13 protein-coding genes and 1 pseudogene are annotated in these 15,545 nt (G+C 73.9%); 11 read left to right on the top strand and 3 right to left on the bottom strand.

What is annotated here, in order from left to right:
* The 5 genes and pseudogenes from ACWDNY_RS23555 to ACWDNY_RS23535 all read left to right on the top strand — a co-directional run.
* Nucleotides 1–132, top strand: a pseudogene (locus tag ACWDNY_RS23555) (flavodoxin-dependent (E)-4-hydroxy-3-methylbut-2-enyl-diphosphate synthase); the annotation flags it as partial.
* A gap of 30 nt (nt 133–162) precedes the next feature.
* Complete coding sequence (gene dxs / locus ACWDNY_RS23550) at nt 163–2,103, top strand: 1-deoxy-D-xylulose-5-phosphate synthase (RefSeq protein WP_451647774.1); 1,941 nt, start codon at nt 163–165, stop codon at nt 2,101–2,103.
* On the top strand, nt 2,100–3,482 hold the full coding sequence (locus ACWDNY_RS23545; protein WP_451647773.1) for an aspartate aminotransferase family protein: 1,383 nt from the start codon (nt 2,100–2,102) through the stop codon (nt 3,480–3,482). The genes dxs and ACWDNY_RS23545 overlap by 4 nt, the downstream gene beginning before the upstream one ends.
* 303 nt (nt 3,483–3,785) lie before the next feature.
* Nucleotides 3,786–4,409 (top strand): helix-turn-helix domain-containing protein, encoded by a 624-nt coding sequence (locus ACWDNY_RS23540; RefSeq protein WP_451647772.1) that lies wholly within the window; start codon nt 3,786–3,788, stop codon nt 4,407–4,409.
* A complete protein-coding gene (locus ACWDNY_RS23535; protein ID WP_361503512.1) occupies nt 4,406–4,525 on the top strand; it encodes a DUF6126 family protein in 120 nt (39 codons plus the stop codon). Before ACWDNY_RS23540 ends, ACWDNY_RS23535 begins: the two co-directional genes overlap by 4 nt.
* Nucleotides 4,526–4,530: 5 nt before the next feature.
* Here the strand turns inward: ACWDNY_RS23535 and ACWDNY_RS23530 are convergent, their stop codons facing one another.
* On the bottom strand, nt 4,531–5,328 hold the full coding sequence (locus ACWDNY_RS23530) for a tyrosine-protein phosphatase (protein ID WP_451647771.1): 798 nt from the start codon (nt 5,326–5,328) through the stop codon (nt 4,531–4,533).
* 331 nt (nt 5,329–5,659) lie between these two features.
* Between ACWDNY_RS23530 and ACWDNY_RS23525 the strand changes: the two genes are divergently transcribed.
* Nucleotides 5,660–6,445, top strand: coding sequence for an SGNH/GDSL hydrolase family protein (locus tag ACWDNY_RS23525; RefSeq protein ID WP_451647778.1), 786 nt, complete (start codon nt 5,660–5,662; stop codon nt 6,443–6,445).
* 410 nt (nt 6,446–6,855) lie between these two features.
* On the opposite strand, the gene ACWDNY_RS23520 is transcribed toward ACWDNY_RS23525, so the two are convergent.
* Entirely contained in the window at nt 6,856–7,476 is a 621-nt protein-coding gene (locus ACWDNY_RS23520) for a TetR family transcriptional regulator C-terminal domain-containing protein (RefSeq protein WP_451647770.1), read from the bottom strand.
* Between the two features lie 271 nt (nt 7,477–7,747).
* Here ACWDNY_RS23520 and ACWDNY_RS23515 point away from each other — a divergent pair, with 271 nt between their 5' ends.
* Nucleotides 7,748–8,929 (top strand): MBL fold metallo-hydrolase, encoded by a 1,182-nt coding sequence (locus ACWDNY_RS23515; protein ID WP_451647769.1) that lies wholly within the window; start codon nt 7,748–7,750, stop codon nt 8,927–8,929.
* 794 nt (nt 8,930–9,723) lie between these two features.
* Here the strand turns inward: ACWDNY_RS23515 and ACWDNY_RS23510 are convergent.
* A complete protein-coding gene (locus ACWDNY_RS23510) occupies nt 9,724–10,200 on the bottom strand; it encodes a GNAT family N-acetyltransferase (protein ID WP_451647768.1) in 477 nt (158 codons plus the stop codon).
* 716 nt (nt 10,201–10,916) lie between these two features.
* On the opposite strand from ACWDNY_RS23510, the gene ACWDNY_RS23505 reads away from it, so the two are divergent.
* From ACWDNY_RS23505 to ACWDNY_RS23490, 4 genes are all read left to right on the top strand, one after another.
* Entirely contained in the window at nt 10,917–13,970 is a 3,054-nt protein-coding gene (locus tag ACWDNY_RS23505) for an ATP-binding protein (RefSeq protein ID WP_451647767.1), read from the top strand.
* Between the two features lie 92 nt (nt 13,971–14,062).
* Entirely contained in the window at nt 14,063–14,497 is a 435-nt protein-coding gene (locus ACWDNY_RS23500; RefSeq protein WP_451647766.1) for a roadblock/LC7 domain-containing protein, read from the top strand.
* Nucleotides 14,494–14,871 (top strand): DUF742 domain-containing protein, encoded by a 378-nt coding sequence (locus ACWDNY_RS23495; RefSeq protein ID WP_451647765.1) that lies wholly within the window; start codon nt 14,494–14,496, stop codon nt 14,869–14,871. The genes ACWDNY_RS23500 and ACWDNY_RS23495 overlap by 4 nt, the downstream gene beginning before the upstream one ends.
* Nucleotides 14,849–15,466: a GTP-binding protein gene (locus tag ACWDNY_RS23490; protein WP_451647764.1), complete on the top strand. Its 618-nt coding sequence runs from the start codon at nt 14,849–14,851 to the stop codon at nt 15,464–15,466. The genes ACWDNY_RS23495 and ACWDNY_RS23490 overlap by 23 nt, the downstream gene beginning before the upstream one ends.
* Nucleotides 15,467–15,545: the final 79 nt, after the last annotated feature.

The following is a 15,545-nucleotide window of genomic DNA, read 5'->3' as shown; positions in this document are numbered from 1 at the left end:
ACCGTGCCGGAGTCGAAGATCGTGGAGACCCTCATCGAGGAGGCCATGAAGCTCGCCGCGCAGATGGAGGCCGACGGCGCCGCCTCCGGCGAGCCGGCCGCTCCTGGGACACCGACGGTGACAGTGGGTTGAAGCACAGCACGACAGGGAGAGGGGGCCGGTGTGACGATTCTGGAGACCATCCGGGGACCACGCGAGCTGAAGGCGCTGTCCGAGGCGGAACTCGGCGAACTGTCCGGCGAGATACGTGAGTTCCTGGTGCACGCGGTCGCCAGGACCGGTGGCCACCTCGGGCCCAACCTGGGGGTGGTGGAACTCACCATCGCCCTGCACCGGGTCTTCGACTCGCCGGTGGACCGGATCCTGTGGGACACCGGGCACCAGTCCTACGTGCACAAGCTGCTGACGGGCCGTCAGGACTTCTCCAAGCTGCGCGGCAAGGGCGGCCTGTCCGGCTATCCCTCGCGCGAGGAGTCCGAGCACGACGTCGTCGAGAACAGCCACGCCTCCACCGCGCTGGGCTGGGCGGACGGGCTCGCCAAGGCCCGCGACGTGCGGGGCGGGGACGGGCACGTCGTCGCGGTCGTCGGCGACGGAGCCCTCACCGGGGGCATGGCCTGGGAGGCGCTGAACAACATAGCGGCCGCCAGGGACCGGCCGCTGGTCGTCGTCGTCAACGACAACGAACGCTCCTACGCGCCGACGATCGGCGGTCTCGCGGGGCACCTGGCCACGCTCCGCACGACCGACGGCTACGAGAGGTTCCTGGCCTGGGGCAAGGACGTCCTCAGGCGCACACCGGTCGTCGGCGGCCCCCTCTACGAGTCCCTGCACGGCGCCAAGAAGGGCCTCAAGGACGCCGTCGCGCCGCAGGGCCTGTTCGAGGACCTGGGCCTGAAGTACGTCGGCCCCGTCGACGGCCACGACATCCAGGCCGTCGAGTCGGCGCTGCGCCGCGCGAAGCGCTTCCACGGCCCGGTCCTCGTCCACTGCCTGACGGTCAAGGGCCGCGGCTACGAGCCGGCCCTCGCGCACGAGGAGGACCACTTCCACACCGTCGGTGTGATGGACCCGCTCACCTGCGAGCCCCTCGCGCCGGCGGGCGGACCGTCCTGGACGTCCGTGTTCGCCGACGAGATCGTCAGGATCGGCGAGGAGCGGGATGACGTGGTGGCCGTCACGGCCGCCATGCTCCACCCGGTCGGCCTCGGTGCGTTCGCCGAGCGCTTCCCCGACCGGGTGTGGGACGTCGGGATCGCCGAGCAGCACGCGGCCGTCTCGGCGGCCGGCCTCGCGACCGGCGGGCTGCACCCCGTCGTCGCCGTCTACGCCACCTTCCTCAACCGCGCCTTCGACCAGGTGCTGATGGACGTGGCGCTGCACCGCTGCGGGGTCACCTTCGTGCTGGACCGGGCCGGCGTGACGGGCGTCGACGGCGCCTCCCACAACGGCATGTGGGACATGTCCGTCCTCCAGGTGGTGCCGGGCCTCAGGATCGCCGCCCCCCGCGACGCCGACCAGCTGCGCGCGCAGCTGCGCGAGGCCGTCGCGGTGGACGACGCGCCGACGCTGGTCCGCTTCCCCAAGGAGTCGGCCGGGCCCGTCGTCCCGGCCGTCGGCCGGGTGGGCGGCATGGACGTGCTGCACGCGGGCGAGCGGCCCGGCGTCCTGCTTGTCGCCGTCGGCGTCATGGCCCCGGTGTGCCTCCAGGCCGCCGCGCTGCTGGAGGCCCGCGGCATCGCCTGCACCGTGGTCGACCCGCGCTGGGTCAAACCCGTCGACGCGGCGCTGCCCGGCCTGGCCGCAGGCCACCGGCTGGTGGCCGTCGTCGAGGACAACAGCCGCGCGGCCGGCGTCGGCTCCGCGGTGGCACTGGCCCTGAGCGACGCGGACGTCGACGTCCCGGTACGGCGGTTCGGCATACCCGAGCAGTTCCTCCCGCACGCCAAACGCGGCGAGCTGCTGGCCGACATCGGCCTCACCCCCGTCGAGATCGCGGGACGGATCAGCGCGAGCCTGGCCGTCAAGGACCGAGCCGGGGCGGACAGCACGGCCGGTGGACCGGACCAGGACGTCACGGCAGTCAAGGAGACAACCGAATGACCACGGAGTTCGACCTCGGCAGGCTGCTGTCCGAGCGCGGGGGCGAGCGCTACGAGCTGCACGCGCGGTACGTCAACCACCAGCTGCCGCGCATGCTGCGCACCATCGGCTTCGACAAGGTCTACGAGCGGGCCGAGGGCGCGTACTTCTGGGACGCCGAGGGCAACGACTACCTGGACATGCTGGCCGGGTTCGGCGTGATGGGCCTGGGCCGGCACCATCCGGTGGTGCGCAGGGCGCTGCACGACGTGCTCGACGCGCAGCTCGCCGACCTGACCCGGTTCGACTGCCCGCCGCTGCCGGGACTGCTGGCGGAGCGGCTGCTGGCCCACAGCCCCCACCTGGACCGGGTTTTCTTCTCCAACAGCGGCACCGAGGCGGTGGAGACGGCGCTGAAGTTCGCCCGCTGCGCCACCGGCAGGCCGCGCGTGCTGTACTGCGCGCACGCCTTCCACGGGCTGACCACGGGATCGCTGTCGGTGAACGGCGAGGAGGGGTTCCGCGACGGCTTCGCCCCGCTGCTGCCCGACACCGCGGTCCCCCTCGGCGACGTCGAAGCGCTCGCGCGGGAACTGCGGAAGGGCGACGTGGCCGCGTTGATCGTCGAGCCCGTCCAGGGCAAGGGCGTCCACGAGGCGCCCGCCGGCTACCTGCGTGCCGCGCAGGAGCTGCTGCACCGGCACAAGGCGCTGCTCATCGCCGACGAGGTGCAGACCGGGCTGGGGCGCACCGGCGACTTCTACGCCTTCCAGCACGCCGACGGCGTCGAGCCGGACCTGGTCTGCGTGGCGAAGGCGCTGTCCGGCGGCTACGTGCCCGTCGGCGCCACACTGGGCAAGGAGTGGATCTTCAAGAAGGTCTACTCGTCCATGGACCGGGTGCTGGTGCACTCGGCGAGCTTCGGTTCCAACGCCCAGGCCATGGCGGCCGGTCTCGCGGTGCTGTCCGTCATGGAGAACGACCAGGTCGTGGCGAACGCGCGGGCCACCGGGGAGCAGTTGAAGTCCCGCCTGGCCGCCCTCATCGACCGGTACGAACTGCTGGCGGACGTCCGCGGCCGGGGCCTGATGATCGGCATCGAGTTCGGCCGGCCGACGTCGTGGAAGCTGCGCAGCCGCTGGACCGTGCTGCAGGCCGCGCGCAAGGGCCTGTTCGCGCAGATGGTCGTCGTCCCGCTGCTGCGGCACCACCGCATCCTCACCCAGGTCTCCGGCGACCACCTGGAGGTGATCAAGCTGATCCCCCCGCTGATCATCGGCCAGCGGGAGGTGGACCGGTTCGTCGACGCCTTCACCGCCGTGATGGACGACGCGCACAACGGCGGACTGATGTGGGACTTCGGCAAGACCCTCGTCAAGCAGGCGGTGGGCAGCCGCTAGGGGTGTCTGACACATGAGCGCGGGAGAGGGAGCGGCGTCCGGTGCGTGCGATCGCAAGGCGCCGGAGCGTCCTCGAAGCGGAGCCACCAGGACGTTTCGGCAACGCCGCGAGCGTGCGTGCCAGACGCCGGGACGCCGCGGGCAGGTGTCAGACACCCCGCTAGGGAGGCGCGGCAGGCGCGACCACGGGCGGGACTCGCGGCCGCGCGCCGGCCCGGCGGACTGGTTCCGCCGCCCAGGCCCGCATTTTGCCCCAAAGGCAAGGAACTTGCCTGACGGGCAAGACTGCGGCTCAATGGAGGTATGACCTCCCCCGAGTCAGAGTCGCCGGCCGAACCGGCCGGGGACCTGTCCGCCGTCGCGCCGCAGCTGCGTGCCCTGCGCCGCCGCGCCGCGTTCACGCTGGAAGCGGCGGCCCGCGAGGCCGGGCTGTCGCCCGCCCATCTCTCCCGTCTGGAGACCGGGCAGCGCCAGCCCTCGCTGCCGATGCTGCTCGCACTGGCCCGTATCTACGGTACGACGGTTTCCGAGCTGCTCGGCGAGCGGGTCCCCGAGCGGGACGCCGTCGTCCGCTCCGCCGGCATGGAACCCACCCGGGCCGGCGGCTGGACGTACTGGCAGGCCGGCGCGTCCGGCCGGGCGATGCAGGCCCTGCGGGTCCGGGTGCCGTACGGCTCCCAGGGTGACATCGTGCGCGTGCACCCCGGCGAGGAGTGGCTGTACGTCCTCAAGGGGCGGCTCCGGCTGCGCCTCGGCGACGCCACGCACCGGCTGGGGGCCGGCGACAGCGCCCACTTCGACTCCCTGACGCCGCACCGCATCGCGGCCGAGGACCAGGACGGGGTCGACCTCCTTTTCGTCCACACCCTGCTGCAGAGCCCCATGGCCGTACTGTGCCTGGGACCCGTGACCGGAGACATGCCATGAGCAACATGGAAGAGAAGTTCCCGCGCGCCCTGTGGGTCCGCCTCATCATCTACATCGCCGTCGGCCACCTCTTCGCGGCCTTCGTCTGGCTGCTGTTCGAGGTGGGCGCGAAGTAGGCGCGTCAGTCGAGCAGTCGCGCCCGCAGCCGCTCCCGCGTCTCGGGCGCCAGCCCGAGGCCCCGCTCCAGGTAGGCGTCGGTGCCGCCCCAGGTCTCGTCGATGGTCTCCAGCGCCGCGTGGAGGTACTCGGCCCGCGCGTCGAACAGGGGGCTGAGCAGCTCCATCACCTCGGGGGAGTAGGCCGATGCCGAGGTGCCACTGCGGCGCACCCGGTAGCGGCGGTGCTTGGCGTTGGACTCCAGGTAGTCCGCCAGGATGGCGTCGTGCTCCACGCCCACCGCGAGGAGCGTGACCGCGATCGACAGGCCCGCGCGGTCCTTGCCCGCCGCGCAGTGCATCAGCGCCGGGACACTGTCCTCGGCGAGCGCGTGCAGCACGCGGGAGTGCTCGGCGGTGCGTTCCGTCACGATCATGCGGTAGGAGGCGATCATCCGGTTCACGCCGCGGCCGTCCGCGAGGAGGGCGCGCAGCTGGTCGAGGTCGCCCTCACGGACCATCCGCCAGAACTCGGCGCCGTCCGCCGGGTCGCTCAGCGGCAGGTTGACGTTGCGCACGCCGGGCAGGGCCACGTCCGGCCCTTCGAGCTTCTGGTCGGCGGCGTTGCGGAAGTCGAAGATCGTGTGCAGGCCGAGGGAGCCGAGGAACGCCGCGTCCTCCTCGGTCGCGTGCGCGAGGTGACCGCTGCGGAACAGCACGCCCTGCCGCACCCGCCGCCCGTCCCCGGTCGGCAGCCCGCCCACGTCGCGGAAGTTGCGCACTCCGGCCAGCTGGGGTTCGGTCGACGGGACCTGCTGCGTCACGGGGGCTCCTCCCACTCCGCCCCGCCGTCACCACTCGGCGGCGGGCGCGCCCCCCGACCATACGACATGGCTTCCCGGGGGCAACGAGGTGTGCCGCGGCGTTCCGCGCGGACGCGTTCCGCCCCCGGCGGCGCTGAACGTGCCGTTCCGGAACGGGTGTCGGCGGTCGGGGCGTCAACATCCTTGCCCGGTGGGCTATTCCGGCCGCCGGCCTGCCGCCGGGGTGGCCTATCTCACCGGTCGTCAACCCTTCCCTACGGTCGCGTAGGTCACAGGGGAAGGTGAATCATGTGCCGACGTGGCAGACGATTCGAAAAGTGACAGCAAAGCGGTGATCGGGTCGTACGTGGCGGTGGGGGACAGCTTCACCGAGGGCGTCGGCGACCCCGGCCCCGACGGGGCGTTCGTCGGCTGGGCCGACCGTTTCGCGGTACTGCTCGCCGACCGGCGGCCCGAGGGCGACTTCCGGTACGCGAACCTCGCCGTGCGCGGCAAACTGCTCGACCAGATCGTGGCGGACCAGGTCCCGCGGGCCGTGGAACTCGCGCCCGACCTGGTGACGTTCTGCGCGGGCGGCAACGACATCATCCGTCCCGGCACCGACCCGGACGAGGTGGCGGAGCGCTTCGAGAAGGCGGTCGCCCGACTGGCCTCCGCCGCCGGCACCGTGATGGTCACCACCGGTTTCGACACCCGCGGCGTCCCCGTCCTCAAGCACCTGCGCGGCAAGATCGCCACGTACAACGGGCATGTGCGGGCCGTCGCCGACCGCTACGGCTGCCCGGTGCTCGACCTGTGGTCCCTGCGGGCCGTCCAGGACCGCCGCGCCTGGGACCACGACCGGCTGCACCTGTCGCCCGAGGGGCACACACGCGTGGCGCTGCGCGCCGGCCAGGTCCTCGGCGTCGACGTCCCGGCCGACCCCGAGCAGCCGTGGCCTCCGCTGCCGCCGCGCGGCACCCTCGAGGTCCGGCGCGACGACGTCCACTGGGCGCGGCAGTACCTGGTGCCGTGGATCGGCCGCCGGCTGCGCGGCCAGTCCTCGGGGGACCACGTGACCGCCAAGGGCGCGCTGTCGCCGGCCGACATCAGGTCGCGGATCGCGGCGGTGGCCTGAGCCCGGACGGGGGGACGCGATGTCCCGGCGCCGACCGGTCCGGGTCGAGGACGCCGACCGGCCAGGGCCAGAGCATGAGGTCCCTGGACGCCGACCGGTCCGGGACGTGAGGGCCGGGACAGTGAGCGGGCCGGGACGTGACAGCGCGGCGCCGACCGGTCCGGGACGGACGGCAGGGCCCGATGCTCCGGGCCGGGACGGTGGGGGCCGGGAAACCGACGCGTCCGGGCCGGGACGCCGAGGGGTCCGGGCCGGGACGTGAGGGTCAGGCGCCGGCGGGGCTGGGACGGACGGCAGGGTCCGCACACCGACCGGCCGCACCGGCGCCGCGACGCACGGCACCCGGGGCCGGGCCGGTGCGCCGGGCCCTCACGTCCCGGCCCGCCGGGCGTCCCGTCCCCGGCGGTGCCTCACCGGCCCGCGCCCGCCAGGTCACCGGGGTCCAGCCCGAGTTCCCGGGCGAGCGCCTCGTCCACCCACCGCCGCGCCCGGGCCCGGGGCACCGTGCCGCCGTAGGCGGTCAGCTGCACGGCGAGTCCGTCGAGCAGGGCCGTCAGACGCACCGCCGCTGCGGCGGGGTCCGGGCAGGCGAACTCGCCCGCGGCCACGCCCTGCGCCACGACCTCGGTGATCGCCGCCTTCCACCGCTCGTCCAGGTTCCGCGCGACCTCCCGCAGCGCGGGCTCACGCAGCGCGGCGGCCCAGCCCTCTATCCACAGCCGCCAGCCCTTGGCCTGTCCCGTCGGCGCGTACCAGCGCACCGCGGCCCGCAGCCGCCGCACCGCTGACGTGCGCCGGCCGAGCAGCCTGCCCAGGTGGGCGAGGTCGTCCTCGGCCGCACGCGCGAACGCGGCGGCGACCAGCCGCTCCTTGGACGAGAAGTGGTAGAGCACCAGGGCGTTGCTCACCCCGAGCGCCGAGGCCACGTCGGCGATCCGGACCGCCGCGACACCCCGCGCCTCGATCTGCCCGATGGCGGCCCGCAGCAGCTCCTCGCGCCGCTCCGCCACGCTCAACCGCACCTTCGCCACGCGGTCACCCTATGGCCCGGCCGGAGCTCACCCCACGACCCGCGGGCTGGGACGGTCCCTCGCGGGCCGCGCCGGGGCGGCGTTCCCCGCCGGGCCGCCCCGCCGTGACGGCCTCCACCCGCCCTCCCCGGCCCCACCCGGACCGGGGCGTCTTCGCCGCGTACGACGGGCGGGACCGGGCCGGGGGACACCGGGCCGTCCGGGCACCGCCCGCGGCCGTCGGCGTGCGGCGACCATAATGGAGCCCTGACCCACTCCACCTGGAGGTACCGTGGCCGGTTCCCGTTCCCTGAGCTCCGGACTGCGCGCACTGCGGCCGGCGGCCTTCGGCGCGGATCCGAGCGGTGAGCGCATGGCGCGCATCCGGCGCTCGCCCCACTTCGAGAACGGCGTCTTCCGCAATCCCGGCGGCGTCGCGCGGACCCGGCCCTCCGGCTCGGCCCTGGACTTCGCCAAGGTCTACTTCGACGGGGACGTGCGCCCCCGCCGGGCCCCGTGCGGCACCGTCCCCGTGCACGCCACGACGCTCGCCGACCTCGCCCGGCCGCCCGCCACCGGTCTGCGGCTGACCTGGATGGGGCACTCCAGCGTGCTGGCGGAGACGGACGGGCGGCGCGTGCTGTTCGACCCGGTGTGGGGCGAGCGCTGCTCCCCGTTCCCCTTCGCCGGTCCACGCCGGCTGCACCCGGTGCCGCTGCCGCTGGCCGCGCTCGGACCGGTCGACGTGGTCGTCATCTCGCACGACCACTACGACCACCTGGACATGCCCACCATCAGGGCGCTGGCCGGCACGGACACCGTCTTCGCCGTGCCGCTCGGCGTCGGCGCCCACCTGGAGCGCTGGGGCGTGTCCGCCGATCGCCTGCGCGAGCTGGACTGGCACGAGGCGACCGAGGTGGGCGGGCTGACACTGACCGCGGCCCCGGCCCGGCACTTCTGCGGCCGGGGCCTGCGCAACACGCAGCACACCCTGTGGGCGTCCTGGGTCGTCGCCGGCGAGCGGCACCGGATCTACCACAGCGGGGACACCGGCTACTTCGAGGGATTCCGGGACATCGGCGCCGGCCACGGCCCGTTCGACGCCACGATGATCCAGATCGGGGCGTACTCGGAGTTCTGGCCGGACATCCACATGACCCCCGAGGAGGGCATGCGCGCCCACCTGGACCTGCAGGGCGGCGCTCCGGGCGGGGTGCTGCTGCCGATCCACTGGGGGACGTTCAACCTGGCGCCGCACGCGTGGGCGGAGCCGGGGGAGTGGACGAAGGACGCGGCCGAGGAGGTCGGGCAGGCGGTGGCGTTCCCGCGGCCGGGCGAGCCGTTCGAGCCGACGGGGAAGCTTCCCGTCGAGCCGTGGTGGCGGGCGGTGTCGCACCCGTGGCGTCCTCCGCGGATCGCCAGGGGTGTGGTCGGGACAGGTAAGGAAGATCTCGACCTCGCTGGGGAGCGGTGAGCGGAAGCCACCAGGGGAGCAGCGCTGTGTGCCGCTGCCGACACGGCGATTGGCGTCATCGGGCTTGGTCGTCCGCGTCCGGCGGGTGCCTGAGGAGGGCACTGTTTCCTCAGGAGTGTCGCAAAGCCGGTCGAGTCCCAACCGATAGGCGGAGCCACGAGACAGCGTGTTTCCACCGATCGCGGAGAGCTTCAGAACGAGGTTGTCCGCTCCGGTAGCGTTCAACCAATCCGGTCGGTGGACTCACGGCTGGGGCAGTCAGTAGGAAAACCGGCGGCAGGTGCGGCTGGGGGACATCGGCAGAGGAACCGGACGATGGCCACGGTCTACCGCGTGCCCTGCTGCGCCGCACCGGAGGCCGCCTCCAATTGGTCGGTCACGATATCGAGTTGCGGTACGGACCGGACGGTCACTGGTACCCGTTCCGCAAGCAGTCCGGCCAGTGGTGGCCGGCCGGCCCTCCCTCCCAGGACGCTGTGGAGGCTGTACGGCGGGCTCTGCTGGGGAACTGACGGTACTTCTGCCAAGGTCTCGAGGCGGTAGCTCGGCGTATCTGGTCGGCATGGTGCTGGGACTCAGAAACCAGGAACCGGTCTAGTCATTCGCCTGCCGGACAAGGCCGTCCCCCTTCATGGCCGCGAGCGTGGACACGCCCTGCGTGGGCGGCGGGGCGGCCCGGGCTCGACCGACCGCAATCCCCTGGCCGGACGACAGCACCGGCGACTCGCACAACGCCCACTCGAGTCTCGAAGAGACCCGGTCGGCGGAACTCGACGGTGTGGCCGTGGTCATCGTCAAGATCTGTGGATCGGTCCAGGCTGAGGCGGCCTGGTGGACATCCTGATCTTGATGTTGTTCTCGCCGTGACGAGTGACTTCGTGCAGGCCCAGTCGCCGGTAGAGGGCCTGGGCCCGCTGGTTGACGACGAGGACGTCCAAGGTCAAGTCCCAGCCCTGCCGGCGGGCCTGGTGCAATAGGCAGCGGATGAGCCGGCTGCCGATGCCGCGCCCCTGGTGGTCGGGGTGGAGCTCGATCCGCGCCAGGTAGATCTCCGTTGGCCGGTGCTCGACGTGGAGCATGCCCACATCGGCGCCGTCGGCGGTGACGATCTGCCATCCGTCCGGGGTGAACACACGGGCGTGGAAGTCGCGCTGGATCTGCTCGTCCCAGCCCCAGACGGCCGTTACGTAGGCACCCATGGCGGCTTTGTGGAGTCGGAAGCAGAACTCGCTGTCCGCGGAGGTGGCCGGCCGCAGGCCGATGGCGGTCATGACGCTCGCTCCACTGAGCTGAGCACGGACGTGCCTTCCCGGCCGGTGCTGCGAAACACCGGTCTTGCTCGGTGACCTGTCGATCAACTACCCGGGAAGGTACGTCCTCCCCGAGCCGATCCACAGGTCGAACTGGCGGATGGCGTGAGGCTCACATGGAGCGGACGGCGCTTCCTGGGAGAACTCCACGCTTTGTGGACGCAGCACGAGGAAAACGGGCCTCCTCCCGAAGAAGGCGCCGCCCCGCCCCCCGTGGCCAGGGCCACGGCCGGGGAGGCGGTCGCGGCCCAGTCCGACACGCCGGGTGACCGCGCCGGGCGGGCCGCGGACGACCCGGGCGACCCGCGTACCGCCCCGGCGGGCTGACCGCGGGCGGGAGACGGACGGACGGCGGGGCCGGGAGCCCAGGGCTTCCCGGCCCCGCCGTCCGTCCGTGTGACCGGGTCTGACCAGGTGTGACCGTTCGTTTTCGGCCCGGTGCGGTGGGCCGGAGCGATGGTTCGGTCTGTCGTGCGAACCCTCATACCAGAGCGGGACGCTCCGTGCGGGAGTTTGGCAACTGCCCACCGCCGGTCGCGCGGGGGCAACTACGGTGAGTCGTCACCGGGCGACGAGGGGCCGTTCCTTTCGTCCCCGCCGCCCGGTACAGCGATGGCGCACGCCCGCCCGCGCACCGGGCGCGGGCACCGGGCCCGACGGACCAGTACGGGGAACAGATGTCTCACCTCCGCGCACCGGCCACACGTGCGGACCGCCGTGAGGGCGGCCGGCACGGGCGGCCGGTCGCCCGCCCCGCGCCCGCGCCGGTCGACACCCCCCTGCGGCCCCAGCTCCTGCGTCTGGCGGTGCTGCCGCCGGTCGCCGTCGCCCTCTCGGGCGCCGCCGTCGTGCTGTTCACCGTGCGCTCCACCGGCGCGCACCCCGGCCCCTCCCTGTGGGCGGTGCTCGCCGGGGGAGTATCGGTCACCCTCGCGGGCATCGTCATCGCCGCCGTCGCCGCGACCCGAGCCGCGACGGCGGTACACGACCGCATCGACGTCCTGCGCCGTGGCACCGCACGCCGCGAGGCCGAGCTGCGTGCCCTCGTCGACGGGCTCCGCCAGGGCGAGGTCCCGCCGCGGCGCACGCCGCACCGCGCTCCTCCCGCCGGCGGCGACGAGTTCGAGCTGCTCGACGCCGACCTGGCGCGCGCGCACGACGGGGCGGTCACCGCCGTCGTACGGGCGGCCCAGCTTTCCGGCCAGGCGGGCAACGAGCAGAAACTCGAGGTCTTCCTCAACCTCGCCCGGCGCCTGCAGTCCCTGGTGCACCGTGAGATCTCGATCCTCGACGAGCTGGAGAACGAGATCGAGGACCCCGACCTGCTCAAGGGCCTCTTCCACGTCGACCACCTCGCGACCCGCATCCGCCGCCACGCCGAGAACCTCGCCGTGCTCGGCGGGGCCGTCTCCCGGCGCCAGTGGAGCCACCCCGTCTCCATGACCGAGGTGCTGCGCTCCGCGATCGCCGAGGTCGAGCAGTACTCACGGGTCAAGCTGGTGCCGCCGGTCGACGGCACCCTGCACGGCCATGCCGTCGCCGACGTCATCCACCTGCTCGCCGAACTGGTCGAGAACGCCACGCTGTTCTCCGCGCCGCAGACGCAGGTCCTGCTGCGCGCCGGCCTCGTCACCTCCGGGCTCGCCGTGGAGGTCGAGGACCGCGGCCTCGGCATGCCGGTGGCCGAACAGGCGCGGATGAACGCACTTCTCGCGGACCCCGACCAGGTCAACGTCGCGAGCCTCGTCGCGGACGGCCGCATCGGCCTGTTCGTGGTCTCGCAGCTCGCCAGGCGGCACGGGATCTCCGTCCGGCTGCAGAGCAACATCTACGGCGGTGTGCAGGCCGTGCTCGTCGTACCGCAGGCGTTGCTGGGGGCGCCGCACGGCGACCAGGACGACGCCCGCACGCCACAGCCGCTGTCGCCCGCGCCGGCGGGCAGGCGGCGGCCGCTCCCACTGCCCCCGCCGCAGCCCGCGCACCGTCCCGGTCCGCCGGGCTCGGGAGCGTTCCCTTCGCCACGCCACGCGGCCGGGGCGCACGCCGCCGTCCCGGAGACCGGGGTGCGTGTCGCCGCCTCGGACGCGGGCGGCGGCCGCCACGCCGGTCCGTACGCCCCTGGCGCGGACGGCGGTCACCCGGGGCCCACCGTCCCGGACGGCGTTCACCCCGGATACGCGCGCCCCTCCGGGTCCAGCACCCCGGACGACGCCCACCCCGGGACGCCGCGCCCCTCCCGGTCCGCCGCCCCGAACGGCGGTCACCGCGGTGCCGCTGCCGCGGCCGAAGGCCCGTCCGGGTTCGCCTCTCCGATCGGCGGACGCCGCGCCGCGGACGTTCCGCGGGACGAGGCGATCCGTGCGCCGGGCGCCTACGCCGAGGGCGTGCTGGGCGGGCACGCCGACGCGACCTACCCGGGCATGAGCGGCAGCCGAGCCGACCATGCCGCTCCGGGCGTGGGCCCCACCGCCTCAGGCGTGAGCGGCGAGCACGTCGACCCGGCCGCGTCGAGCCCGGCCGGCGGGTATGCCGGTCCCGGCCTTCCGGACGTCGGGGGCGGGCAGGCCGCTACCGGTCTTCCGGACGTGGGGGGCGGGCAGGCCGGTACCGGCGTCCAGGGCGCCGGTGCGAGTGACGGCTGCGCCGGTTCCGCCTCGGCGGAGCAGCCCGGTGACGCGCGCCCCGCCCCGGCGGGGCCCAACGGCGCGCCGGCGCCCCTGCCCCGGCGCGCTGACCGGGGGCAGCGGCCCAATCCCGCCGACGCCGCGCCCGGCATCAGGCCCGAGTATCGTCCCACCGTCGCGACGACCACGGCGGTGCCGCTCACTCCGCGTGTCGGCGCCGTACGCGGCACCATGGGCCGGCCCCAACTGCCCCGGCGCCGCGCCCAGGAGCACATCGTGCCGCAGCTGCGCGGCGGCCCGGCGCCCCGCCGCGACAGTGAGGAGCCCGTCGGCCACGACCCCGGCCTGATGGCGGCCTTCCAGCGCGGCGTCGGTCTCGCCGAGGCCCGCCAGCACCTGGAACCGGACCACCTCCCCAGCCCGCAGCGGACCAGTCCGGAGTGGCCCGGCCTGCAGCCGCTCCCTCGGCAGTGGACCGCTCCGGAGGCACCCCTCCTGAAGCCGGCGCGACCGGAGCGGGCCAACCCGGAGGAGCCCCACCCTGGTCCGCTCCACTCGGAGTGGACCAGGCCGGAGGCGTCTCCCTCGGAGCCGCCCCGTCCGGAGAGAACAACCGTGGAGGAGTTCCGCCCGCAGCCGTCCCGCCAGGAGTGGGCGGGTGCGGAGGGGCCCCGCCCGGAACCGTCCCACTGGGAGCCCTCAAGCCCGGAGCGGACAACCCTCGGGCAGTTCAGCCCGGAGCCGACCCGTCAGGAGGGGACCGGCCCGGAGCCGCCCCGTCAGGAGCGGATCAGCCCGGAGGGGACCGGCCCGGAGGGGACCGGCCCGGAGCCGCCCCGCCCGGAACCGTCCTCCCCGGAGTGGGTCCCGGCGCCGGCCGGTCCGGGGCCGGTGCGGGAAGCCGGACTGGCGCTTCCCGCCGAGGCCTTCGTCCGGAGCGTGCCGGCCGTGGGCGCGCCGTCCCGGGACGCGGCCGCCACCCCCGCCCCCGGAGCCGTGCCCGAGCCCGCGTCCGCCCCTCCCGGTCCGGACGGCCCGCGGCACGGTGTGCCCCCGACCGGGGACGACCTCACCGTCCGGCCCGACGGGAGCGCCCCCGCCGGATGACCGGACCGCTGCCCACCCCCACCCCCACCCGCGACCCGCTGCGCACTTCGGGCGCCGGCGCGGTCCTTCGCACCCCGAGGAGTCGATCCACCATGGCGAGCGATGCGCCGACCCGTCACGTGTCCGATCTCGACTGGCTGATGAGCGGCCTCGTGCAGCGCGTACCGCACACCACGAGCGCGGTGCTGCTGTCCTGCGACGGCCTGGTCAAGTCCGTCCACGGCCTCGACCCGGACAGCGCCGACCACATGGCCGCCCTGGCCTCCGGCCTGTACTCCCTCGGCCGCAGCGCCGGCGTCCGCTTCGGTGACGGCGGCGACGTGCGGCAGGTCGTCGTCGAACTCGACTCGACCCTGCTCTTCGTGACCACCGCCGGGTCCGGCACGTGCCTGGCCGTGCTCGCCGGCCGCGAGACCGACGCCGCGGTGCTCGGCTACGAGATGGCGATGCTCGTCAAGAGCGTCCGCCCGTACCTCGTGACCGCGCCCCGGCAGCACGCCGTCGAATCCACGGCGCCGAGGCCTTGAGCGCGGCCGCGGCCGGCGACGGGCCCTGGCTCGACGACGCGGCCGGACGGCTGGTGCGCCCCTTCACGGTCAGCAACGGCCGGACCCGGCCCAGCGTCGCACTCGACCTGATGTCGCAGGTGATGTCCACCGGGGCCACCCCGCTCGGCTACCTCGGCCCCGAGCACACCCAGGCACTGCACCTGGCCCGCGCCCCGGTCCCGGTCGCCGAGGTCGCCGCCCATCTGAGGCTGCCGGCGGCGGTGACCAAGGTGCTGCTGTCCGACCTCGTCGACTGCGGGGCGCTGACGACCAAGTCCCCCGCGTACCAACACCATCCCACCGACCGGGCCCTTCTGGAGGCAGTGCTCGATGGACTACGACGCCAGCTCTGACCACGACGACGGCATCGACCCCTTCCCGACCGCGCTGAAGATCCTGGTGGCCGGCGGGTTCGGGGTGGGCAAGACGACCCTCGTCGGCGCGGTGAGCGAGATCGCCCCGCTCAGCACGGAGGAGCTGCTCACCACGGCCGGCGCGGCCACGGACAGCCTCGACGGCATCGAGAACAAGGTCGAGACGACCGTGGCGATGGATTTCGGCCGCATCACCCTGGACGCACACCACGTGCTGTACCTGTTCGGCACTCCCGGGCAGGAGCGGTTCTGGTTCATGTGGGACGAGTTGTCGGAGGGCGCGCTCGGCGCCGTGATCCTCGCCGACACGCGGCGCCTGGAGGAGTGCTTCGCCGCCGTCGACTTCTTCGAGCAGCGCGGCCTCGCCTTCGTCGTCGCCGTCAACGAGTTCGACGGCGCCCACCGCTACGACCCCGAGGAGGTGCGGGCCGCGCTCGCCCTCGACGCCCGGATCCCCATCGTCCGTTGCGACGCCCGCATCTCCAGCTCGGCCGTCCAGACCCTGCTCACCCTCGTCCGGCACCTCATCGCCCACGCACCCGCCCCCGCGCCGAGACACGGCGCGCACCGGTGATCACCGCGGCAGCGTTCCCGCACACCGCCAGGCGATCCCCGCACACCGCCACGGAGCCGCACATGAGTCACGTCCCGAG

Source organism: Streptomyces sp. NPDC003697 (genome assembly GCF_053587115.1).
The sequence above is the reverse complement of the archived record's forward strand: the minus strand, read 5'-3'. Positions and strand labels throughout refer to the sequence as shown.